The 22789-nt window shown below is 34.9% G+C and carries 23 protein-coding genes and 2 pseudogenes; 4 read left to right on the top strand and 21 right to left on the bottom strand.

Annotated features, from left to right (window positions below):
* Positions 1-77: 77 nt before the first annotated feature.
* The gene (locus ON07_RS02055; protein ID WP_010227799.1) at positions 78-4457 is read left to right on the top strand and encodes an HYR domain-containing protein; all 4380 of its coding nucleotides are present in this window, start codon (positions 78-80) and stop codon (positions 4455-4457) included.
* A gap of 369 nt (positions 4458-4826) precedes the next feature.
* Here ON07_RS02055 and miaA read toward each other — a convergent pair.
* The 7 genes and pseudogenes from miaA to ON07_RS02090 all read right to left on the bottom strand — a co-directional run bounded on the left by miaA (position 4827) and on the right by ON07_RS02090 (position 12334).
* A pseudogene (gene miaA, locus ON07_RS14200) lies at positions 4827-5746 on the bottom strand (tRNA (adenosine(37)-N6)-dimethylallyltransferase MiaA).
* Entirely contained in the window at positions 5736-6581 is an 846-nt protein-coding gene (locus ON07_RS02065; protein WP_010227800.1) for an ion transporter, read from the bottom strand. The pseudogene miaA and the gene ON07_RS02065 overlap by 11 nt, the downstream one beginning before the upstream one ends.
* 89 nt (positions 6582-6670) lie before the next feature.
* On the bottom strand, positions 6671-8053 hold the full coding sequence (locus ON07_RS02070; protein WP_010227801.1) for an exonuclease domain-containing protein: 1383 nt from the start codon (positions 8051-8053) through the stop codon (positions 6671-6673).
* Between the two features lie 14 nt (positions 8054-8067).
* The gene (locus ON07_RS02075; RefSeq protein WP_010227802.1) at positions 8068-8727 is read right to left on the bottom strand and encodes a YggS family pyridoxal phosphate-dependent enzyme; all 660 of its coding nucleotides are present in this window, start codon (positions 8725-8727) and stop codon (positions 8068-8070) included.
* Positions 8728-8774: 47 nt separating this feature from the next.
* Entirely contained in the window at positions 8775-10010 is a 1236-nt protein-coding gene (locus ON07_RS02080) for a DUF1015 domain-containing protein (protein ID WP_010227803.1), read from the bottom strand.
* Positions 10011-10227: 217 nt separating this feature from the next.
* Positions 10228-11115, bottom strand: a complete 888-nt coding sequence (locus ON07_RS02085; protein ID WP_010227804.1) for a 3-hydroxyacyl-CoA dehydrogenase family protein — start codon at positions 11113-11115, stop codon at positions 10228-10230.
* Between the two features lie 253 nt (positions 11116-11368).
* Positions 11369-12334: a Gfo/Idh/MocA family protein gene (locus ON07_RS02090; RefSeq protein WP_010227807.1), complete on the bottom strand. Its 966-nt coding sequence runs from the start codon at positions 12332-12334 to the stop codon at positions 11369-11371.
* A 157-nt stretch (positions 12335-12491) separates the two neighbouring features.
* Between ON07_RS02090 and ON07_RS02095 the strand changes: the two genes are divergently transcribed.
* Entirely contained in the window at positions 12492-13133 is a 642-nt protein-coding gene (locus ON07_RS02095) for a protein-L-isoaspartate(D-aspartate) O-methyltransferase (RefSeq protein ID WP_010227809.1), read from the top strand.
* Between the two features lie 196 nt (positions 13134-13329).
* On the opposite strand, the gene ON07_RS17595 is transcribed toward ON07_RS02095, so the two are convergent.
* Genes ON07_RS17595 through smpB form a run of 4 tightly spaced genes read right to left on the bottom strand, consistent with a single transcriptional unit; the run spans position 13330 to position 16326 of the window.
* Positions 13330-14535: a DUF5686 family protein gene (locus ON07_RS17595; RefSeq protein ID WP_316928062.1), complete on the bottom strand. Its 1206-nt coding sequence runs from the start codon at positions 14533-14535 to the stop codon at positions 13330-13332.
* 32 nt (positions 14536-14567) lie between these two features.
* Entirely contained in the window at positions 14568-15593 is a 1026-nt protein-coding gene (locus ON07_RS17600; RefSeq protein ID WP_316928065.1) for a DUF5686 family protein, read from the bottom strand.
* Positions 15559-15816 (bottom strand): carboxypeptidase-like regulatory domain-containing protein, encoded by a 258-nt coding sequence (locus ON07_RS17605; RefSeq protein WP_316928063.1) that lies wholly within the window; start codon positions 15814-15816, stop codon positions 15559-15561. Before ON07_RS17605 ends, ON07_RS17600 begins: the two co-directional genes overlap by 35 nt.
* A gap of 54 nt (positions 15817-15870) precedes the next feature.
* Positions 15871-16326 (bottom strand): SsrA-binding protein SmpB, encoded by a 456-nt coding sequence (gene smpB / locus ON07_RS02105; protein ID WP_010227811.1) that lies wholly within the window; start codon positions 16324-16326, stop codon positions 15871-15873.
* 205 nt (positions 16327-16531) lie between these two features.
* Here smpB and ON07_RS02110 point away from each other — a divergent pair, with 205 nt between their 5' ends.
* Positions 16532-17284 carry a DUF6503 family protein gene (locus ON07_RS02110; protein ID WP_010227812.1) on the top strand — a complete coding sequence of 251 codons (753 nt, stop codon included), beginning with the start codon at positions 16532-16534 and terminating at the stop codon, positions 17282-17284.
* Between the two features lie 44 nt (positions 17285-17328).
* On the opposite strand, the gene ON07_RS14210 is transcribed toward ON07_RS02110, so the two are convergent.
* The 7 genes and pseudogenes from ON07_RS14210 to ON07_RS02145 all read right to left on the bottom strand — a co-directional run bounded on the left by ON07_RS14210 (position 17329) and on the right by ON07_RS02145 (position 21043).
* On the bottom strand, positions 17329-17976 hold the full coding sequence (locus tag ON07_RS14210) for an ATP-binding cassette domain-containing protein (protein WP_010227813.1): 648 nt from the start codon (positions 17974-17976) through the stop codon (positions 17329-17331).
* A gap of 25 nt (positions 17977-18001) precedes the next feature.
* Positions 18002-18211: a hypothetical protein gene (locus ON07_RS02120; RefSeq protein WP_155807113.1), complete on the bottom strand. Its 210-nt coding sequence runs from the start codon at positions 18209-18211 to the stop codon at positions 18002-18004.
* Positions 18212-18581: 370 nt separating this feature from the next.
* Complete coding sequence (locus ON07_RS02125; RefSeq protein ID WP_010227814.1) at positions 18582-18962, bottom strand: VOC family protein; 381 nt, start codon at positions 18960-18962, stop codon at positions 18582-18584.
* A gap of 163 nt (positions 18963-19125) precedes the next feature.
* The gene (locus ON07_RS02130; RefSeq protein ID WP_010227815.1) at positions 19126-19440 is read right to left on the bottom strand and encodes a putative quinol monooxygenase; all 315 of its coding nucleotides are present in this window, start codon (positions 19438-19440) and stop codon (positions 19126-19128) included.
* A gap of 137 nt (positions 19441-19577) precedes the next feature.
* Positions 19578-20032 (bottom strand): annotated as a pseudogene (locus ON07_RS14215) (DUF1801 domain-containing protein).
* 1 nt (position 20033) lies between these two features.
* A complete protein-coding gene (locus tag ON07_RS02140) occupies positions 20034-20468 on the bottom strand; it encodes an SRPBCC domain-containing protein (RefSeq protein WP_010227817.1) in 435 nt (144 codons plus the stop codon).
* A gap of 80 nt (positions 20469-20548) precedes the next feature.
* Positions 20549-21043: a hypothetical protein gene (locus tag ON07_RS02145; protein ID WP_010227818.1), complete on the bottom strand. Its 495-nt coding sequence runs from the start codon at positions 21041-21043 to the stop codon at positions 20549-20551.
* A gap of 141 nt (positions 21044-21184) precedes the next feature.
* Here ON07_RS02145 and ON07_RS02150 point away from each other — a divergent pair, with 141 nt between their 5' ends.
* A complete protein-coding gene (locus tag ON07_RS02150) occupies positions 21185-21616 on the top strand; it encodes an SRPBCC family protein (RefSeq protein WP_010227819.1) in 432 nt (143 codons plus the stop codon).
* Positions 21617-21680: 64 nt separating this feature from the next.
* Here ON07_RS02150 and ON07_RS02155 read toward each other — a convergent pair whose 3' ends face one another.
* From ON07_RS02155 to ON07_RS16880, 3 genes are all read right to left on the bottom strand, one after another.
* Positions 21681-22019 carry a YciI family protein gene (locus tag ON07_RS02155; protein WP_010227820.1) on the bottom strand — a complete coding sequence of 113 codons (339 nt, stop codon included), beginning with the start codon at positions 22017-22019 and terminating at the stop codon, positions 21681-21683.
* Positions 22020-22230: 211 nt separating this feature from the next.
* Positions 22231-22524 (bottom strand): SRPBCC family protein, encoded by a 294-nt coding sequence (locus ON07_RS16875; RefSeq protein ID WP_237708830.1) that lies wholly within the window; start codon positions 22522-22524, stop codon positions 22231-22233.
* 28 nt (positions 22525-22552) lie between these two features.
* The gene (locus ON07_RS16880; protein WP_237708831.1) at positions 22553-22726 is read right to left on the bottom strand and encodes a hypothetical protein; all 174 of its coding nucleotides are present in this window, start codon (positions 22724-22726) and stop codon (positions 22553-22555) included.
* Positions 22727-22789 lie beyond the last annotated feature (63 nt).

Below are 22789 nucleotides of genomic sequence, written 5' to 3' on the forward strand. Positions count from 1 at the left end.
ATTAACTTATGTCTTCACCTTACTCAAGCTTACGCCCTAAGAGGAACGCTATGCTGTTTTTTTGCGTATTGTTTTTTATGCTTTTTTCTTCGTGGAGTGTGGTGGGGCAGAATCAAGTACAAATTTCGAGCCCACAAGCACCGGGACCTACAGATTCAAATCCGATTGAAGTATTACTTAAATTCAAGGATGCTGTTAATTCCTCAATAGGAGATAAATTAAATTTTAGCAATGGAACTTTAATTTCTGAAAACCGAGTAATCCCTGATTTTGAAAATTTTAAATCTTTTGACTTACCAACTAGAATTATTCAAGCTTCTGTCGATGATTTTTTAATAAATTTTTTTAGGTTTAATCCGTTTGATTTTAATAATAGTTATACAGAACAACTTCAAAAACAACTTAAGCAATATTTATTATTTAAATTTAAAGATTTAATCGTAGCATTCGACGTGAATGACAATGGTGAAATGTTTTATTTGACATTTGGCAATGGGGTTTTTAAATATAATTCTAATGGGGAAGATGAAAAAGTTATAGCCAATGAATTCGAATCTCCTATTGATTTGTTAATTGACAAGGAAAACAGAATTTTAGTAGCAGATAGTGATGCATTTTCTGTAAAAGTTTTTAGTCCAATTGATTATTCTTTATTAATTGAGATTGGTGGTTTCCAAGGTGCTGATAAAAATGAGTTTTATGGTCCAACTGGATTAGCAGTAGACTCTAATAATCAGATATATGTTGCTGACACTTATGCAGGAGAATTTACTGGGCCTGATCCAAATAATAAAGTAAATGACAAAATTAAAGTATACAAAATAACAAATACTAGTTATAGCTATGTGGACTTTTTTGGAATTGATGAATTAGATGATCCATTTAGACTTACCGTAGACTCTAAAAATAATATTTACGTAAGTGATTCTGGCGGGACTAATGGTAGAATTAGAATATTTGATTCAGGAGGTAGTTTAAAGGCTACTATAGCTTCTTCCGCAGATCACTCACCAGCTAGTATTAGCGTAGATTCGTTTGGATATATTTATGTTGCTGATTACGATGGAGATATAACCTTTAATGGAATATATCAGAATCCTTTAGATTTGCTAACTAAGTTTAATTTGCTGAAGGATAAAACTTATGCAATTGACGTATACAAACCATTGTCTGAGGATTATAAAACCGAAATTATAACATCCTTTAATAGCAATCTAAAATTGCCAATTGATCTAACTTTGAATCAATGTGAAAATATTTTTGTTTTAGATCTGGATTTTAGTGGAGAAATTGATGATGCAGATTTTGATTTCGATATAGAGGCTTTTCGACGGAATGATATATTTAGAATACAAATAGAACCAACATCTGCCGGTCTGGTTACTGTTGCCTTAAAGGATATTAACTTTTTTAAATGTGATCCTCAACCTGCAGCCACTTTTTCTGTTGAATATAGACCTGACGATAATACTCCTCCCGAGGCAAACTGTAAACCTGTAACCCTTTTTTTGAATGCCGATGGAAATGCAACACTGATAGCAGCACAGGTTTACGATGGCGATGCTGCAGCAGATAATGTAACACTAAGTATAGATAAAGAAAACTTCGATTGTTCTAGTTTAGGCGAAAACGTGGTTACCTTGACAGTTACTGGAGAAAATGGAGAAGCTGCATCTTGTGGTACAATTATTAAAGTCGAAGATAATGAAGAACCAATTATAATGTGTACACAAGACATTGAAGTTACGGCAAGCGCTGGGGATGATTTTGCAGTAGTAGAATACCCAATGGCTACAGCTACAGATAATTGTTCATCCATCCTCGTTCAAACAGGGGGGCTGGGATCTGGTAGCGAATTCCCTATAGGTACATCCATCATCGAGTTTACGGCTTCAGATCCGAGTCAAAACAATACTATATGCACATTTACTATTACAGTAAATGAAAGTCCTGATATAGAAGAACCTGAAATCACGTGTCCTGATAATATTATTCGAAATACAGATTCTGGAGAATGTGGCGCAGTGGTAACATTTTTAGATGCTACAGCTACCGATAATTCTGATAACGTTTCAGTTAGTCTGATATCTGATCTTCCTTCGGGTTCAGAATTTTCAGTAGGAACACATACAGTTAGTTTTGAGGCTAAAGATGCAGCTGGAAATACTTCAGTATGTAATTTTACAATTACAGTAATAGATAATGAAGACCCAACGATTTCGTGTCCAAATGCTATTTCTGAAACTGTGGCTTTTGGAGAGAGTGGTAAAGTAATTACTTATACGCCACCGATTGCAAATGATAATTGTTCAGAAACAACTATTGTACAAACGGAAGGCTTGGCTTCTGGAAGCGAATTTTTAATAGGAACCACGACGAATACATTTGAAATAACCGATGCAAATGGGAATACTGCAGCCTGTAGTTTTGATATAACAATTTCTGAAAGTTTAGACAACGAAGATCCACTGATAACTTGTCCAACTGATATCACCCAAAATGTTGATTCCGGGGAATGTGGGGCGATAGTTACATTTGCAAACGCAAGTGCTACCGATGATTCAGGAAATGTTTCTGTACGCTTAATTTCCAATCTTCCTTCTGGTTCAGAATTTCCTGTAGGAACAACTACCGTTATTTTTGAAGCTGAAGATTCCTTTGGAAATACAGCCGAATGTAGTTTTGAAATTACGGTATTAGATACTATTCCTCCAAAAATAACCTGCCCTAGCGAAATTTTGGTAGAATATACCACAGATAAAACCTATACGGTTCCAGATTTTTCAAGTCTATATTCCAGTTCAGATAATTGCAGTACGACGCTTAGTTATTTTCAAACCCCGGCTGTAGGGACGGTGATTACTGAAGATAGGGATGCTACTTTTAGAGTGGGCGATGAAAACAATAATTTTATTACCTGTAATTTCAATATTAAATTCATTAATTCCGCCGATTTACAAATAACCAACTGTCTTGGGAATCAGACTTTTGAGGTTGGAAATGCTTGCGAATTTACTGTTCCAGATTATGCTTCTACAATTACTGCAAACGATCCTGATGCTGTAATAACACAGTCGATTCCTGCAGGAACTGTTATTAATAATGCTTTACCAATTACGATTACTGCAACATTAGATGGGCAAACAGCGACTTGTGAATTTCAATTGCTTCCAAAAGACAGTATAAATCCGGTAGTTATTTGTCCGGGAGATCAAAATGAGACATTTGAACCCTCAAACGGATTTTCATTACCAAATTATGCGCTCCAGGCACAAGCTTCCGATAATTGCGAGGTAGCTAAAATCGAACAAATTCCGGATGTAGGAACGGTGATTTTTGAGGATACGCAGGTCACTATTCGAATCGAGGATGCTACCGGAAATTTTGCATCATGTACTTTTAATGTGATTTTAACTGAAGAAAATACAGCGAACACCCCTCCGGTAGCCATTAATGATACCTATTCTATAGCGCAGGATATGACCTTATCAATTTCAGCACCCGGAGTTTTAGAAAACGATTCTGATGCAGAGCAAGATGAACTAACGGCTATTATACAAAGTTCAACATCCAATGGAGACCTGGTATTTAATTCGGATGGTTCTTTCAGCTATACTCCAAATAGTGGATTTACTGGAGAAGATACTTTTACTTATGTGGTGAATGATGGTTTTGCAGATTCTGCTGTTGCTACTGTGACGATTACAATAACTGCTACTACAGACAACACAGTTGTTTGCAAGGAGTCTATTATTTTAGAGTTGGATGAAAATGGAATTGCCAATTTAAATGCTGCCGAGTTATTTACAGCAAGGCCAGAAGATCTTCAGTTTTCTGTTAGTCAGGAAGTTTTTACTTGTGATGAACTGGGAGAAAATATAGTTACGCTTTCTTATTCCAATACGGAAGTTCAAGGTTCATGTAATGTGACTATTACGGTTAAAGATGTTTCTGCACCTATCCTCAATGTAAAGGATATTAGCATCGCGCTAAATCAATTTGGATCTATAACGATCACCCCGGAGATGCTGGATAATGGATCTACCGATAATTGCGAGAATTTGACTTTCAGTCTAAGTAAACTCACTTTTGGGTGTAAAGATTTGGGAGAAAATACGGTGACTTTTACAGCTACAGATTCCAGCGAAAATTTTTCGAGCACCACAGCGATAGTTAGGATAACCGGAAATTGTGAAATAGGGCCGGGAGAAGAAGTAGAATATATTTTTATCTACCCAAATCCTACTTTAGGACCATTTCAGTTTGCCACACCTTTGGGAGTTACTATTCAGCGGGTAGAAGCATATGACTCCCGTGGGAGAATGATCATGTTTAAGGAATATTCTGAAATAGACCTGCAATACAACATGGATCTTAGCGGAGTACAGAATGCCGTGTATATCCTAAAATTATTCACTTCTGAAGGAATTGATATTAAGAGAGTGATAATTAATTAGTTGCAAAAGTGGAAAATGTCATTCTGAACGAAGTGAGGAATCTCAAGGAAGCAGTAATCTAATAAATAGATCCCACCTACGTCGGATGATAATAAAACTGTGTTGTCAATCTGAATCTAGCGCAGTGAAGTGAAGAATCTCTATGAAAGTGTATCCTAAATAGATAATTTCTGCGTTGGGATTACAAACTGGGAAAATGTTATTCTGAAGGTAAGGTAGTGGACGGAAGAATCTCAAGGAAGCAGTGATATAATAAATAGATCCCTCCTATGTCGGGATGACAATAAAACAGTGTTGCCCTTCTGAACAAAACGCATTTGACTGAAGCATCTCAAAAGTGTAGTAGAAAACTACCTCACAAATTTCTAGCTACCGATACTTTTCCCGAATCTCCGACTTGATAAAATCTTCAATTTCAGAAAAAGGAGTTTTATAGTTAAACCAGGTGGTTTCTTCATTTTTTCGGAACCACGTCAATTGCCTTTTGGCATATCTGCGGGAATTCATTTTGATCTCTTCTACAGCCGTTTCCAAATCTATTCTGCCTTCAAAAAAGGAAAATAATTCTTTATAGCCTACCGTATTTAAAGCATTGAGTCTGCGTTTAGGATATAAAGCCTGTGCCTCCTCTAATAAACCTTCATCCATCATAAGATCTACTCTACGATTAATACGCTCATAAATCTCTTCTCTGGGAGCGGTAAGCCCAATGGATATAGTTTTAAAATCTCTTACAGGCTTAGGCTGATTTAAGAACGAAGAAAATGTTTTCCCAGAACCAATACAAATTTCTAAAGCACGTATTACCCGATGCGGGTTATTACTATCTATTTTATTATAATATTCAGGATCTAAGCTTTCTAACTGCGCTTTTAAAGGTTCTAAACCTTCATTTAACAGCCTATCATTTAATTGTTCTCTAATTTCTGGCGCTATCTCCGGGAAATTATCCAAGCTTCAACTAAACTTTTAATATACAATCCACTGCCACCAACTAGAATAATTTCTTCATGCTCTTTAAAAAGTTCATCTAATTTTGCTATTGCCTCACGCTCATAATCTCCCACCGAATAACCCTCTTCTATAGATCTATTACGAATAAAATGATGAGGTGCAGCAGCCAATTCTTTTTTACTAGGAGCAGCAGTACCAATAGGGATTTCTTTATAGAACTGCCTGGAATCGGCAGATACAATTTCAGTTTTAAAGATTTTGGCCAGTTTGATGCTTAAAGCCGTTTTTCCAATGGCCGTTGGCCCAACAATACTGATAAGAAGCTTAGTTTTCATTAAATTTTTTACCGCAATGATGACAAAATTCTGAATTAAGTTTATGATCTTTTTCTCCGCAGCTTGGACAAACAAAAGGTTTTTTTTCATCCTGCTCTTTACTCATATCTTTAGAGATCTCTGCGCCAACAATTCCGGTAGGCACAGCAATCACTCCATAACCAACGATCATAATAAATGAAGCGATGAATCTCCCTAAAGGAGTTAAAGGGTGTATATCTCCAAAACCCACCGTTGTAAGAGTAACTATTGCCCAATAAATACTTAGCGGGATATTGGTAAAGCCATGCTCAGGTCCTTCCACCAAATACATTAATGTTCCTGTGATAATACATATAATTAAAACAGCGAAGAGAAAAATACTAATCTTAGCACGGCTATTCCTTAGTGCATTTAACAACTTTTGAGATTCTCCAATATATCGGGTAATTTTTAATATTCTAAAAACCCTAAGTAAACGGAGAGCACGTACTGCCAAGAACATATTACTTCCTCCTACAAAAAAGATTATGTAAGACGGAATAGTAGACAGTAAATCTACAATGCCATAAAAGCTAAAAATGTAATTCTTAGGTTTATTTATGGTAAGGATTCTCAAGATATATTCAATAGTAAAGAAAATCGTAATTATCCATTCTGCAAAGTAGAACTGGTCGTGATACTTAATATTATAACTGGCTACGCTTTCCAACATTACCAGAATAATACTCAATACAATAAGAATAAGAAGCACTACATCAAACAATTTCCCTAAAGGAGTATCGGCTCCATAAATAATGTGATAAAGCTTTACCCTCCAGGCTGCATGATCTTTATCAAAATTTATTTTTTTCAAATACGGAGATTTTTAGAATGCTTAAAGTTAACTATTTTCTGTGACTAGGAACTTCACTGAATTTGCAAGTAGTAGGAACAGTTTGCGTATTATAAATCGGTACCCTGTATAGCAAATTGGATGATCTTTAGTTTGTTGTTTTTTCTTAGGTAACTTTGGATGATATGTCGTGCGTCTCTATCGTTCGTCATAGGTGTAATAATAGAGCGAACAATATCTATATTATTCATTTGGTGATTTAAGTTGAAAAAGCCAATTCCTTTAAATTCTCCCTCTTCTACCAAAAGAGCGCTTTTCTCATCGATCTCTCTCCCTCGTCCAATCACTAGCATATTCTGATTTTGGAAACTATGAAGCGCTATTACTTCCATGATCCGAGCATTATATTCTTCAGGAGTTTCTACATGAATACAGGCTCCTTTACAAGATTTGATGGTGTAGCTGAAACAATTTCCATTACCCATATGCAGTCCTGTAAGTTTCTGACAAAGTTGATATTTCTCTACAATATTATGTAAGACAGATTTTGCCTGTTGTAGATTTGTAAAGGTGGTAATGCTTTTTTTACGGGCATTAGCTCTACCAATATTTAAATTGATATATCCGTTTTCATCTACCGATTCATATAAGGCATAATTAAAAATAGACTTTTTAAGGGCTTTATTGTATTTGGGCTTGATCTGTTTAATCTCTTCATTTTCCTTCAGCAAGGCTATTAATTCATTTCCGGTGGCTTCAAAACTTACCGAGGCTACTTCCTTTTGAACTTCTTTCGATTTATGGTTGTCGTTGGTAAAATGCTGATTGATACGCTTTCGTATGTTCTTGCTTTTTCCAATATATATGATTTCTCCCTCATTATTATGCAAGTAGTAAACTCCCGTGATCGATGGTAACTCTTCGATAATTTGGATGAGTTTGGAATCTATTTGCTTGGAAGGTTCGTTTCTAACGGTAGCTTTAAGGATTGCTTTTTCAAGATCTTTTGCCATCAGCATTTTAAACAACTTTACTGTTGCCTGGGCATCTCCGTTAGCTCTGTGTCTATCGCTTAAAGGAATTCCTAAAGATTTAACGAGTTTTCCTAAACTATAAGAATCTTGTCCCGGAATAAGTTTTTTGGATAATTCTACCGTACAAAGGGTTTTGCGCTCAAAATCGAAACCGAGTCGACGAAATTCTAAACGTAGAATTCTATGATCGAATTTAGAATTATGAGCAACAACAATACATCCCGTAGTAATTTCTACTATTCGTTTAGCAACTTCATAAAATTTGGGAGCATTGCGAAGCATATCATTATTAATACCCGTGAGTCCAACTACAAATGGTTGGATGGGCTGCTCTGGATTAACAAGACTAATAAATTGATCTACTACTTTGGAGCCATCAAACTTGTAAATGGCTATTTCTGTAATTCCTTCTTCATTATACTTACCGCCGGTAGTCTCTATGTCTAATATTGCGTACAAAAATCTTTTTCTTCTTAATTATAATTTCGTTCTCCAAAGATAGCACTTCCTATTCTTACCATATTGCTACCACAGGTAACGGCTATTTTGTAATCGCCGCTCATTCCCATTGAAAGCACCTCAAATTGAGGCTGCTTTTTCTTGAGATCGTCGTAAACAGACTTTAGATAATCGAATTCCCCTCTCACTTTTGCTTCGTCGTCAGAGAAAGTTGCCATTCCCATTAGTCCAATTACTTTTATATTCTTCAATTCTTGAAATTCTTCTGAAGCAAGAATCTCTCTAGCTTCATCTGCATCTAAACCAAATTTGGATTCTTCTTCAGCAATTTTAATTTGAAGCAAACAAGAGATGGTTCTCTCATTTTTTTTCGCTTCCTTATCGATCTCTTTCAGCAACTTAAGACTATCTACTGCATGGATTAAACTCACAAATGGTGCCATGTATTTCACTTTATTGCGCTGTACATGCCCAACCATATGCCACTGAATATCTCTAGGAAGATTTTCCCACTTTTCAGCCATTTCCTGAATCTTATTCTCGCCAAATACGCGTTGTCCTGCTTGATATGCCTCCAAGAGATCGCTGGTAGGTTTGGTTTTAGAAATTGCAACTAAGGTTATATTCTCTCCAAGCTCATCTTGGTATCGTTTAATATTTTCGGAAATTTCCATTCTCTAAAATTAAGTAATTATTAGCCTATACAGACCTACTACTGGTGCTAAAATTCATAAATTGTTAGTCCGCTTCTTAGTTTTGGCTCGATATAAGTGCTTTTTGGAGGCATGGTTAAGCCTTCGTCTGCCACTTTTTTAAGTTCATCTATGGTTAGTGGTAACATACCAAATCCAACTGCAAAATTCCCGCTATCTACTTGAGATTTAATTTCTATTAAATCATTTCTTCCATGGATATAAGCAATCCTATTATCATTACGAAGATCCTGAATATTTAGGATGGGCTTTAGTACTTTCTCGTATAAAATATAGGTGTCTAGACTACTCAGGGAATTGGTGAATTCGTAATTCGTTTTTCGCAAATACAACGAATAGAATTCGCCATCCAGATACATGTTAAAATGATGTTTTTTCGTGGGTGTGTATACCTCTAGCCCTCGGCTTTCTATTCTAAACCAAAGATCCAGTTGCATTAAAAATTCCTCTTTACATAAACTGTTGAGGTCTTTAATTAATCTACTGAATTCAAAAATCTGTAGTTTGCTTTCAGAAATAAGAAAGCTCATAAAATAATTATATGGCTCTTCTCCCGTATGATTGGGATTTGCATCTTTAGATTCTTTTGCAAGTAAATGGGAGGAAGCACTTCGATGATGCCCATCTGCAATATAAAGTGCAGGCATGGCTTCAAATTCAGATTTTATTTGATCTATGGATGCTGCATCACAGATTTTCCATAAATAATGAGTTTCTTTATTATAGGTGGAAAATTCATATTCGGGTTTGCTTTTCATTACCTTTTCCAAAAGCTCATCTATAACCTTGGAATCGGGATAGGTGAGGAGCACCGGCTCTGTATTAAAACCTACCACCTTTAAATAATCCTTGAAGAGGTTTTCCCGATACGCTATGGTGTCTTCATGCTTTTTTATAACATTGTCCTCATAGTCCTGCACGCTGGCCGCTGCAATAATCCCCGAAAACATATTAGTTCTTGTAACTATCTTATAAAAATAGTAGCACGGGCTAGCATCCTGAATAAAGATATTTTCTTCTTTAAATTCCAGATACCGGTTCTTTACCAACTGAAAACGTTTTTCGCCGGTAATTTCATGCTGAAATTTATAACCCGGATTAATAATATGCAGGAAAGAAAAGGGATTGTATTCCAATTGGGCTTTTAATTCGCCCACACCATAATCTTCGTAAGGCCTAGATGCGACCATTCCCGCCTTATCTTTGGTAGGTCTAACTGCTTTAAACGGAACTATTTTTGCCAATGAATTTTTAGTTTCAGATTTTATGAAAAGAGTCTTTTTAAATGCCCTCTAGTATTTTGTGTTTTATAATTCCACGCAATCTCACCGGTAAATAAAATAGCTAATGATAGATTTTTGTCAGCTTGAGCGGAGTCGAAAGCTAAGCAAAACATCTCGACTGCGCTCGATGTGACATTAAATTCTAATACTGGTTAAAAGAGATAACATTTTATGTTTTTTAGCTGAATTGTTTTGAAACTTTTTCTGCTTTTCTGTTTTCAGAATAGTCATAAAAACCTTCTCCAGATTTCACTCCTAATTTTCCTGCACGCACCATATTTGTTAATAATGGGCAAGCTGCATATTTAGGATTTTTGAAACCTTTGTACATTACTTGAAGGATAGAATGACAAACATCTAAACCTATAAAGTCTGCTAATTGAAGTGGTCCCATTGGATGTGCCATCCCTAATTTCATTACCGTATCTATCTCATAAACTCCCGCAACACCGTTATAAAGTGTTTCAATAGCCTCGTTGATCATTGGCATTAAAATTCTGTTGGCCACAAAACCAGGATAATCGTTTACTTCTACCGGGCTTTTGCCAAGTTTCTCTGAAAGATCCATGATGGTTTTGGTAACCTCGTCGCTGGTATTGTATCCTCGAATAATCTCTACCAATTTCATTACAGGAACAGGGTTCATAAAATGCATTCCTATCACTCGAGATGGATTAGAAATTTTTGAAGCTATTTGGGTAATAGAGATAGAAGAAGTGTTGGTAGCTAGAATAGTATCCTCATCACAATTTGAATCTAATTGATCGAATATTTTTAATTTGAGATCTTCATTTTCTGTAGCAGCTTCAACAACAAGTGAAACATTCTTTACGCCTGAAGGGATGTCGATAAAAGTCTTTATGTTTTTTAAAGTTGTTTTTTTATCAGCTTCAGTGATTTTCTCTTTAGCCACCATTCTGTCAAGGTTTTTGGAAATAGTATCCACTCCCTTTTGAAGGCTTTCCTTAGAAATGTCTATCAGATTCACTTTGTATCCACTTTGAGCAAAGGTGTGGGCAATTCCGTTCCCCATGGTTCCTGCTCCAATTACTGCTATGTTTTTCATGCTTTTTTTTTTATTAGTTAGTATCGGTATAAATTCTCCGACAGCTTTTGTTAATATATTTTTAAAGAGGTTAGCTGATAACTATACGCGATTTTTATCATCTATTTTGTTGAATTTTAATTAATTAGATTTCTCGTTTTGTCTGTTCGAGCGCAGTCGAGAACTTTGTGGTTTAAAAAGAGGTTTCGACTCCGCTCAACCTGACATTCCAAGACAAATCTTTTTTTTTGATAAAAATTTAACCACTGACCTTCTATTTCTTAAAACTTTCTATTACCATATTTGCCACTTTTAACGCCTTTGCACCTTGTTCTAAGCTTACCACCGGTTCTGTATTATTATTTATCGCGTGCGCAAAAGATTCCAATTCATCTAAAATTGCATTATTCACAGCTACAGTTGGATTCTCAAAATAGATCTGTTTTTTAACGCCTTCAGCATTCTGAAGGATCATTGCAAAATCATCTGGATCCTTAGGTGCATCCTTCATTTTTACCACTTCACATTTACGTTCAAGAAAATCTACAGAGATATAGGCATCCTTTTGAAAAAATCGAGCCTTACGCATATTTTTAAGCGAAATTCTACTTGCGGTTAAATTGGCAACACAACCATTTTCAAACTGAATTCTTGCATTGGCGATATCTGGAGTTTCACTAATTACTGAGACTCCGCTGGCATAAACGTTTTTTACAGGGGATTGTACGACGCTCAAAATCACATCGATATCATGGATCATCAAATCTAAAACCACCGGTACATCTGTCCCTCGCGGATTGAACTCTGCCAACCTGTGCGCTTCAATAAACATTGGATAACCAATCTTATCTTTACATGCAATAAATGCAGGATTAAAACGCTCCACATGACCCACTTGCCCTTTAACTTTATGGTGTTTCGCTAATTCGATTAATTCTTCAGCTTCAGCATAGGTGGAAGTAATAGGTTTTTCAACAAAAAGATGTTTTCCGGCAGTGATCGCTTTTTTAGCGGTTTCGAAATGAGTAATAGTAGGAGTTACTACATCTATCATATCTACAGCTTCTATGAGAGCTTCAGCAGAATCGAAACTTTTATATCCAAAATCGTTTTCTATCTCTTTGGCTCGTTTGGTATCTCCGTCATAAAATCCTATCAACTCATATTCCGAAGATTGTTGGAGCAATTTTAAATGGATCTTACCCAAATGTCCTGCCCCAATTACACCAGCTTTTAGCATGTTTTTACGTTTTCAACAAAAATAGCATTTCTTAGCATAAAGCCAATACCAATTTGGTTGTAAATGATTTAGTACAATCGTTAAATAATAATTAAAACATAGCTTGAAGCCTTGGCTAAGATTGTTTAATTTTATGCCATAATTGGAATTTATTAAGTTGAAGGATACATTTAGACATAAGGGGAAAAGGCAACAATTGGCAGCAATTGTGGAAGCAAAAGGAGTGAGGGATAAAAAGGTTTTAGCTGCGATTAATAAAATTCCTAGGCACCTCTTTATGGATAGTAGTTTCGAAGATCACGCCTACCAGGATAAAGCATTTCCCATTGCTGCAGATCAAACTATTTCTCAACCTTATACCGTTGCATTTCAAACCGAGTTGTTGGAAATTAAAAAAGGAGATAAGGTACTCGAAATTGGAACTGGAAGTGGCTATCAAACCGCCGTTTTATGTGAATTGGGAGCAAAGGTGTATAGTATAGAACGCCAAAGAGAACTATACAGAAAAACCAAAGTTTTCTTAGCTAAAATTGGGTACAGACCCAAATATTTGAGTTTTGGAGACGGATACAAAGGATTGGAAGAATATGCGCCCTACGATAAAATTATAGTTACCGCCGGTGCGCCTTATGTTCCTAATCCGTTATTGGCTCAATTAAAGATTGGAGGCCGTTTGGTTATTCCGGTTGGGGAGGACGTGCAGGTAATGACACTTTTTGTACGAAAATCTGCCAAGGAATTCGATAAAAAGGAATTTGGTGATTTTAGATTTGTTCCTCTTTTGGAGGATAAGAATTAGACTCTCATTGAGGGTTTTATTTATTTATTGTTTTAAAGTAAATGATTTGTCGGTTCGAGCCCTTTGACTTCTCTCAGGATAAACTAAAGTCGAGAACTTTTGGACTAAATAAATAGGTTTCGACTCCGCTCAACCTGACAAGCTAACTTGCTAGAAGTTTGCACTTTAATAAGAAAAATATTCTAACTTTTTAGCACTATTCTAAAATCCCTAGAAATTTAAGTCCGAAGATAAAGGCACCTTCAGTTTTTCCTTGATAATTGGAGACTACATAATCCAGTCTTAACAACCTGTATTTTCCAAATCCTAAATTGTCTATTCCAACAGAAAACTCTGTGTAAGGCTTATTGTTTTCAATGGAAAGGGCATGTGAACCAAGGATCAAGTTATAATTCAGTTTATTTATCAAAGGAAGTTTCCCTAAGATCCAACCTTGAAAATCATGCTCTGCATGTACTTCCAAATAGTTGTTTTTGGTGCTCAGATCATAATATGGCAATAAGTTGAATTTGTTGAGGTAGCTGCCGCTTCCAATTCGAGTTTGATTCCCATTAAAGTGTTGATAATCCAAATAGGAGATTTCATTATCAGTTAGAAATGCACCAGCCTTCAAAGTATATCCAAAATTCCCTTTATTGCCTAGTTTTATGGTTTGAGTAAGCGCTGCCCGAACCTGATCGAAATTATAATCAGAAATATCACTGCCAAAACCTTTCTCGTAGGTTAGCCATAGCGTTGGAAATTTATTAGAAGGCACATTTACTTTACTATCTGGATAACTCATATATTTCTGAGCAAAATCTATTCTTCCGGAAATATTCAACTTAAAAATATGATGATCTTCAAAAGGGGCACTTCCAAAATTAGTTGGCTGCAAAGGATTGTTGGAACTATAGACAATATCATCACGATTCACCCAAGAATGATCATTAGTATTAAATAACGCATTTCGTTGCTGATAACTAATGTCTGAAAACAATCTAAATCCGTTAAAAAGTTCTTGCTGATAGGAGATTTCTGCAAACTGTTTTTCGTATAATTTCAAATAATTTCGTTCGAAAAATAAGCTGGTGATATCGTTTATTCTTTCTGAAATTGGAAGTGTAGGATTTATTTGCGCGGTTTCTACTCCGGCTTCCACATTCAAAATTGGCTTGGAAATATTGTTGAATTTCTTCTGAAAACCTGCTATTATTCTGAAGCGCTCATCACTAAAACCATAATTCATATTAGAGTAAATCCTCCAGTATTTTCCGAAATTATCATCTAAGTTCCTTCTATAAGCGATATTTACTGAAGTATTGTAGCCTTGAACTGTATTATAATGTGTGCCAAATAAGGGTGAAGAAATACTAATGCGCTGCTTTTTATAGGTATTTCCATAGCTATAACCAAAGAGCAAGTTTGAGATGGAGAATTTATTTTGTGCTGTATCTACAGAATCCAGATATTTTTTTGGAACTTTTTTAGCTCTTGTATGCTATCCTTCTTCACATAATCTGTTAACTCTTCTGTAGTTAATGGTACCGGCCTAATTTTGTTCCAGTAGAGAGAATCTTTTTTGTTGGCCTCATCGGCAAAACTTAAAACCTCTCTGGTAAAGGTTCTTTTTTCAAATTGAGGCTCGAAATTATAATTACTGTAAACCGCAGTAAATCTTCCATCTCCACCAATTCCAAACATCGAAAAGCTAAAATCTACCGCCTGACTAATTTTGATCCAGAATTTGTTTTCTTCAGAATATTTGAAGTTTTGTGTAAAAGTGAGTTCCTCTATTGGTGCCACTTGAATTGCTTGACCTGTAGTTTTTAGTTCTGTTCCAAAGATTTGCCAAGTGTCCTCTACAATATAAATGAAGCCACTAAAAACTCGATCTTTTGAACGTTTGGGTGTTACTAGAATCTTATTAATAAGGTAACCTTCGGTATCATAAAAAACGCCTTCTAACTTATAATCGTAATAGTTGAAAGCATAATCGGCGATAGGAGAAACTATTTCAGCATTAATTTCTATCGTATTATTATAAAAGGAAAAATCAGATTCTTCAGCAGAATTTAAGCTGAAACCATTGTCATTCCCACTTACTTTAGAGGCTATAATTTTCTCTTTAAAATCATCGGGTGCACGAAAGGTAATTTCAGAAATAGTTTCACTTAAGTAGATTATTCCGCTGCGCGTAGAATCCAAGCCTCCACCGAGATCCCCAAGCTCTTGTCCTAATATTTTTTCCGGTGCATTTTTAATACGCCACAAACCTCGGGAATAATAATTGGCAGTATATTGTTCTAATTTCGCAAGATTTTGCTTTCTGTTTTCAATTGCACTTCTTATGATTCTATTGGCTGGATTATCTTTGGAATCAATGGTTACCTCGTCTAGATTTGTAGTTTCAGAAGTTAATTGGACGTCTAGTTGGAAAGGAAATTTATCTACAAGGATCTTTTTTTTTGAGGGTTTGATATCCCAAAAATTGAAAAACTAATTCGTATTCACCTGTTTTAGATAATCGAAGTTCGAAATTGCCATCTTCGTTGGTAGTCGTTCCATATTTTCCGTCCTCAGTATAAATATTCACATATGGCAGAAACAGGTCATTGCTATCTCTAACAGTTCCAATAACTTGTGCAAATGTGAATTGGGAAAAAAGTAAAAGAAAAAGGAGGGATTTTAAGCTACCATTCATAAACAGAGGTTTTATCTCTGCAAAATAGCCAAATAAAAGAGATGAGAGCTAGGCTTAATTAAAGTCTTTTTTAATTCGGTCTAAATTGCGTTTATTATCCCTGTCCTTCATAGTTTCCCGCTTGTCGTATAACTTTTTACCTTTTGCCAAGGTGATCTTAAGTTTTGCAATTCCACGATCGTTGATGAAGAGGTTGATAGGGATAATAGTAAGCCCTGTATTCTTAACTTCTTTTTCCAGTTTTTTTAACTCTCCTTTATTCAGAAGTAATTTACGTTCACTTTTAGGATTGTGATTAAAGTGCGTGGCGTGAGAATACTCTTCTACGTGCATATTGATTACAAAAAGCTCATGATTTTGAAACTCACAAAAACTTTCGGCAATAGATGCTTTCCCCAAGCGAATAGCTTTAATCTCCGTCCCTGCAAGTTTTATGCCTGCCACATAGGTGTCTAGAAATTCATATTCAAATTTCGCTTTACGGTTTTTTATGTTGATGGTATTCTTCATAGAGGCACAAAAATAGGAAGGTTTCTTTAGAAATTCCTATAATGATTTTGTAAAGTTTTGAGATCGGTGTTTTCTGAAAAGTTGGCAAAAAATTTTATCAGGTGTAAGGAGTTTGGAATAATGCAGTCTTAAAATAGTGATATTATGAATTAGACAATTTCTGTTGTGTTAATTTTTTTATCTTAGCGCCTATTTTAACTGAATTATGAGATACCTTTTAATATTTGCTTTAGTTCTACTATCTGCTTCCTGCCAGAACGAAAAAGAGGAATTTTCTGCGGATGAAATCATCGATAAAACCATTGAAAATGCAGGTGGTGAAAACTATAGAAATGCTACAATCGAATTTAAATTTCGTGAAAACCAATATAAAAGTGTTCGAAATGGCGGGGAATTTCTTTTAGAACGCCAGATTATCGATTCTCTTGGAGTAGATACTATTAAAGATGTGGTGAGCAATACGGGTTACAAGCGATTTTTAAATGATAGTTTGATCACGGTGCCGGACACTATGGTAGTTAAGTACACCGGTAGCATTAATTCTGTTCATTATTTTGCTCACTTACCTTATGGTTTAAATGATAGAGCTGTAAATAAGAAAATGGTGGGAGATGCTGAAATTAATGGAATGCCTTACTACCAATTAAAAGTAACTTTTAGTCAAGACGGTGGTGGTACAGATCATCATGATGAGTTTTTATACTGGATCCATAAAGAGAATTTTACCATAGATTACCTTGCTTATAAATTTCATGTAAACGAAGGCGGACTTAGATTTAGAGAAGCCTATAATCCTCGCGTAATTGAAGGAATTCGCTTTGTAGATTATAAAAATTATACGCAAGAAGATTTTAACACGGATCTTTGTCAGTTAGACGAATTATTTGAGGAAGGTAAACTGGAACTGTTGTCTAGGATTGAGACTGAAGATGTACATGTAAAGTTGAAAAAATCTTAGATTAACTATCCGGAATACTTTCTATTTTATATAAGCTGAAGTTGTTAATGTGATGTAATATATCCATTATTAATTAAGTCCAAAGGTTCTGAAATCTCTATTTTCTGTCCATTTTTCAGAAGAAAATTAGATTGAGTAATATCTAGAACATCACGGTAATAGTGATCTGTTACAATAATACCTTTAGTTTTACTTAAGTTCTTTAAAAGCTCTTTTAGAAGTTCTTTGTAAAGTGGTTCTAACATCGAAAAAGGTTCGTCCAGCATGATAAATGGATGATCCAGAGATCCTACCAACAATGTTTCCAGATATCTTAATTGTCCCATAGATAGCTTGCCGATTTTAGTATGATCGAATTTAGAAACACCGGGAGCATAGAAAACCTTGTTTTGCTTCTCTTCATCATCACAAAATAGCGGGATAATATCTCTAACCTTTGTTCCTTTCGGTAAAAAACTGTCTTGTGGTAAATAACCAATAAGTTGGCGGGGAATTATTTCGTGGGCATCAATAATTTCTGAATTATATTTTATCTGGATATGATTTGCGGGTAAACTGCCGAACATCATTTTCAAAAGTGTAGATTTTCCACTTCCGTTTCTTCCGAAGATGCCTAATATATCTCCTGTTTTTACTTCAAAAGCAATATTTTCCAGAATTCTTTTTTTTGCCGAAAGACTTGTAAGCGCCACTTATCTCTAAAAGATGACTCATATTTTATATGGCTAAAGCGATTACAAGTAATGGGATTGCAACCATAAGATTGAGGATCCAAACTATTTTCAGCAATTTCAATTTACTAAAACCAAGATTGAAATATAGATTGTACTCGTTATTTTTAAAATAACGAAAGGCATAACGACCTACAAAAATTCCTAGAGTGCAAAACATGAAGATTCCCCAATACCTATTATCTAATAAATACATAATGAAAATTGAAAACACGAGATTTACGATATTAATATCGATGTAATAACTCCAAATTGCGCGTACATTCATTTTGTGTAAAATAATATTGATGATGAAGTTAGCATTTTTGTGAACATAAATTCTAAGGGAAAGTTAAATCATTAGATCAGAGCTCCTGTTATCAAGAGATCCCTCCTCCGTCGGGATGACACTTGGACCTTAAAAAGACCCTTGAAAGGTCATAAAGAATATTGAACTCGAATGTCATTCTGAATGCAGTGAAGGATCTCAATGGAACAGAATTTTTCTGCCAAGAAATCCTCCTTCGTCGGACTAAAAGCTAGACCCTGAAGCAAGTTTATGGTGAAGACAGGGTAAAGAAATGTTGTTATTCCTGAGAATGAATGCCTACCTTATTTCCTTCGGTATCCTCTATAAATGCGATAAAGCCATGTTCTCCGATATCTGTTTTTGGCACTAAAACTTTTCCGCCGGCTTTTTCTACCCGCTCCAAAACAGGATCTAAATTAGGATTGGCATTTAAATAAATTATAGAACCCTCTTTAGACGGGATATGCATTTCGCTTTGCACTAAAGCTCCGGTAGCTTTTCCGGAACCCGGTTCCCATGGAAAAAATGCCATTATAGAATTGTGCATTTCATTCAGCGACATTTCTATAGAAAAGATCTTTTCGTAAAACTCCTTACTTCGATTAATATTGGTGGCCGGAATTTCGAACCAATTTAATGAGTTTGTTGTATTGTTCATATCTTGTTATTTAATACCTCATGAGGAATATAAACCTCTGTGGCGCATTTCAAATTTTCAGTAATAATTCTCAAAATCACATTAGCCGTTTGGACCTAGTTTCTTTGCTTTTTATTATTTCAATTAAAATGGGGTTGGATAAAATAACAGGGAGAAAATTTAATTAGGGATTAATCCCATAACCGCCTAATATTTTGATTTCCTTACATTTTTCGGGTGGGGTAGCAAGTAGGGGCATCGCTTGAGAAATAAGCTCTTTTACTCCCATAATAGCTAAGGAATTAGCATGGTCTTCTTTGGAATCCCATATTTCTGTGGTCCAAACCATATCTGAATCTTCACTATCTATACTTACTAAATATAATTGACAGCCTTTTGCTGTTGAAACTAATTCTGAAGCTTTTAATAAAATAGACGAGAGTTTCTCTCCATTGCCTTCAGTGGATTTGAATTTTACGCTAAGTCCGTATTTATACATACTTTAAATTTTGTAGGGAATTTATAAATGCTAAGACTATAAATTTAGAACATTATTTTTAAATATGTTTAAAATGTAATTTAGGGTTGATGAAATTTAATTTTAAGTGGGTTTTTACTTATAGTTAAAAAATAAAACTATCGTTTTACCTTAGATTCGTACATTTCGATCCATTCTTGGACAGTCATTTTTGAAGCTAGTTCGCCAATTAGCTCGAAGGTATATGCTCTGGCTTTTTAAACCTAATACAACTTTTTCCCATATCGAGTTTTAATTTGCTATGTTTAGGAAATTCGCTTACGAACCAGTCTAGTAAATTTTTATCTGCATAAATTCCGGAGTGATATACTGCAATAAAATTTTTCTGCGAGGCAATATTCATAAATGGGAGTGGAAGTTCTGGAGTACAATGATAACCGGCTGGGTATAATGTATGCGGCACCACGTAACCAATCATGCCATAACTCATGGTTTCTTGAAAACCTTCTGGCAAATTCATTTTTATAACTGTCCTTAATTTGGACATAGCTTCTTTGCGATCCTCGGGAATCTTCTCTAAATATTCGTCTGGTGAAGCTGCTTTTATTTGCATTTTAGTTCATTTTTCCGTTTCTCAGGTTAATGCCTGTATATAAATAAGCCTTTAGAGAACAAATAAAATCTGTCCAGCCTTGAGTTTGCTGAAGTGCTTTGGCAATTCCTTCTTCATTCGTTTCAAAAAAGTCTTCAGTTATAACAAGTTTTGTTTTGTTTTCTTCTTCAGAAGAGAAAGACATGGAAACTCTCGCTTTATTACCACTCGCTTCCCAATCGAAAATGATTTGCTCGTTTTCTATCACTTTTAATACCTCTACATTCAGTTTTACATTATAGTCCTTAAATTCCCAAGAAACTTTGTTTCCTTCAACAAGTTTGTCATTGGCATCAGACACAAAATATTTTGTTATCTGAGTTGGATCTACAATGCTATTAAATACCTTTTCTACGGGTCGCAATACGTGATCTATAACTTTTACTTGAATGCTCATATTTTAACGTGATAAAAAATTAAATTTTAGAGAAGATTATTTTAAAACTGGCTTTATCCTAGCGAAAAAATGAAATTTTATTAAAACAATTTCACTTTCATTTTTTTGTATTTGCTAAGATCCAACACATCTCCCATTAAAAATTTCCCACTCACTTTTAAGTAAGGCTGGTCTACTTTCTTTGGTAGATCGAAGATCAAGATAGTAGATTCTTCAGATTTTGGATGGGTGTGATATTCGTTTTTCCATCCAAAAGGTTCTCTGTCATTTAGTTTAATTTGAAGCTCTTTGTTGTTGTTATAGATATTTCCTTTGGAATCTACAATATATGCGATGGAATTGTTCCAGGTATGTTCTACAACTTCTGCATTATTAATTACTTTAAAATTAATTCTATACCTGCTGGTATATTCATCTATCGGCAAGACTTTATAATCTGTTACCACATATTCGAAATCGTCATGATAGATGCTTTCGTTTAAACCAATTTCAAAATCATCAGATTCCGATTTGCAGGAAATCGATAATCCTATTATTAGAAGTAAAAAAAATAAAGGTGATTTAAGGCTTTTCATACTAAGTATTATCATTTAAAAATTTCATGAACTTTAATTGGAATAAATATAGGGTAGTTTTTTTTAGGATTCTTGTCCTAAAATGGGAATTTCAGGTGTTATAAGGATAGAAACACTAATAACAACTTAAAAATACAAAAAATGGACATTAAGCACAATTTAATTATCAAAGCATCTGCAGCAACTATTTGCGATGCGGTTTCTACAAAAGACGGAATTCAAGGTTGGTGGTCTAAGGACTGTACGGTTGGAGAAAAGGAAGGTGAAAAATCTATTCTTAAGTTCAATAAAGAAGGAAACATTGTTGAAATGGGTTTTGAAACTTTAAAATTAGAGCCGAAGAAAAAAGTGGTTTGGGAATGTATAGAAAATGCAAACCCGGCATGGTTACAAACTAAGATAAGCACAGAGATTTCTGAAACTTCTGAAGGCTGTACTGTAGTATTTACACATGGAGGTTTTGATGAAAAATGGAAAGGGCACGAAGCTTTTGAAATGACCAAAGGCGGATGGGATCATTTTGTGCAAAGCTTAGTAAGCTATTGCGAAAATGGAGCAGGGCAACCCTGGTAAGATGAAAACTCCCAATTAGTAAAATGCTAATTGGGAGTTTTTTTTTATAAGTTTTGTTTAAAATCTAATTCATTTTAGGATACGCAAAAGGTCTTACTTCTATTTGGTAAGGACCAAGGTGGGGAGAAGATTGTGCAATTTTATTTGCTGCCTCTAAATTTTCTGCCTGAATGATAAAGTAGCCGGCTATAATTTCTTTAGACTCTAAAAACGGACCGTCCGTTGCTATTTTTTGGTCTTTTGCTTTATGTAAAGCTCCGGAATCTTCCAAACGTTGGCCGCCGATATAATTCTCTCCAAGCTCTGCAACCCAAGATTTATAATTTGCCATGATGCTTTGTAATTCGTCTTGAGACATATGGTTCATGCCGTCTCCTTTAAGGATCAATAAAAATTCTTTCATAAATGTTTATATATAAGACAGCTGAAGATACTAAAATAGGACAATGATTTACCGAAACGTAAATTAATTTTTGAAAAATAGCCTCTGAAATAATCACTTAAAAATTTATTCGATTTAATATTTTTGAAATCCTGAGCGCAATCGAATAAGCTGCAAAAGCATCTCGACTCCGCTCGATGTGACCTTTTAGGAAATTAGAGTTTTGATTAAATCAACTATTCAACATCCCTTTTAATTTTTCTTCCTTATTTCTTAGATCTAATCCACCTTCATATATTGATTTTAGATTTACCATATAAAAAGCCCATCCGGAATCGCAACCCAATCTCACATTCTTTTTAGAATCTTCATCTGTAGGAATGTTTTTTTGGGTGAGCTCTACAATCGTAAATTCGTCTTTCTTTGTAAGAAGCACATCTACCAAACAATCTCCCGCAAAGGTAAATTGTAAGTGATCTTTTCCGTTTGCTTTTTTGATTTTACCTTTCTCTACGGCATCATACAAATACCAAGACCATTCGTAAGACGCACCTTCAGTAACATGCGTTTTTTTTATCTAATTTTTTTCCGTTTGCATCGTAATAAGTGGTTTTGCTCAAGAACCACTTCTCTATTTCAGCAGGAATCGTCCACGCATCATAAATTTTTTGCATGTCTGTCTTCACAGCTATCTTTCTCGAAAATTGACTCCAATCAAAATTTTTCATATAAGTAGTTTTAAACCAGTTAATTGTGAAACAAATCGAATATAAATTTAATGAAATTGATGG

The sequence above is a fragment of the Gillisia marina genome (assembly GCF_000258765.1).
GTDB classification, from domain to species: Bacteria; Bacteroidota; Bacteroidia; order Flavobacteriales; family Flavobacteriaceae; genus Gillisia; species Gillisia marina.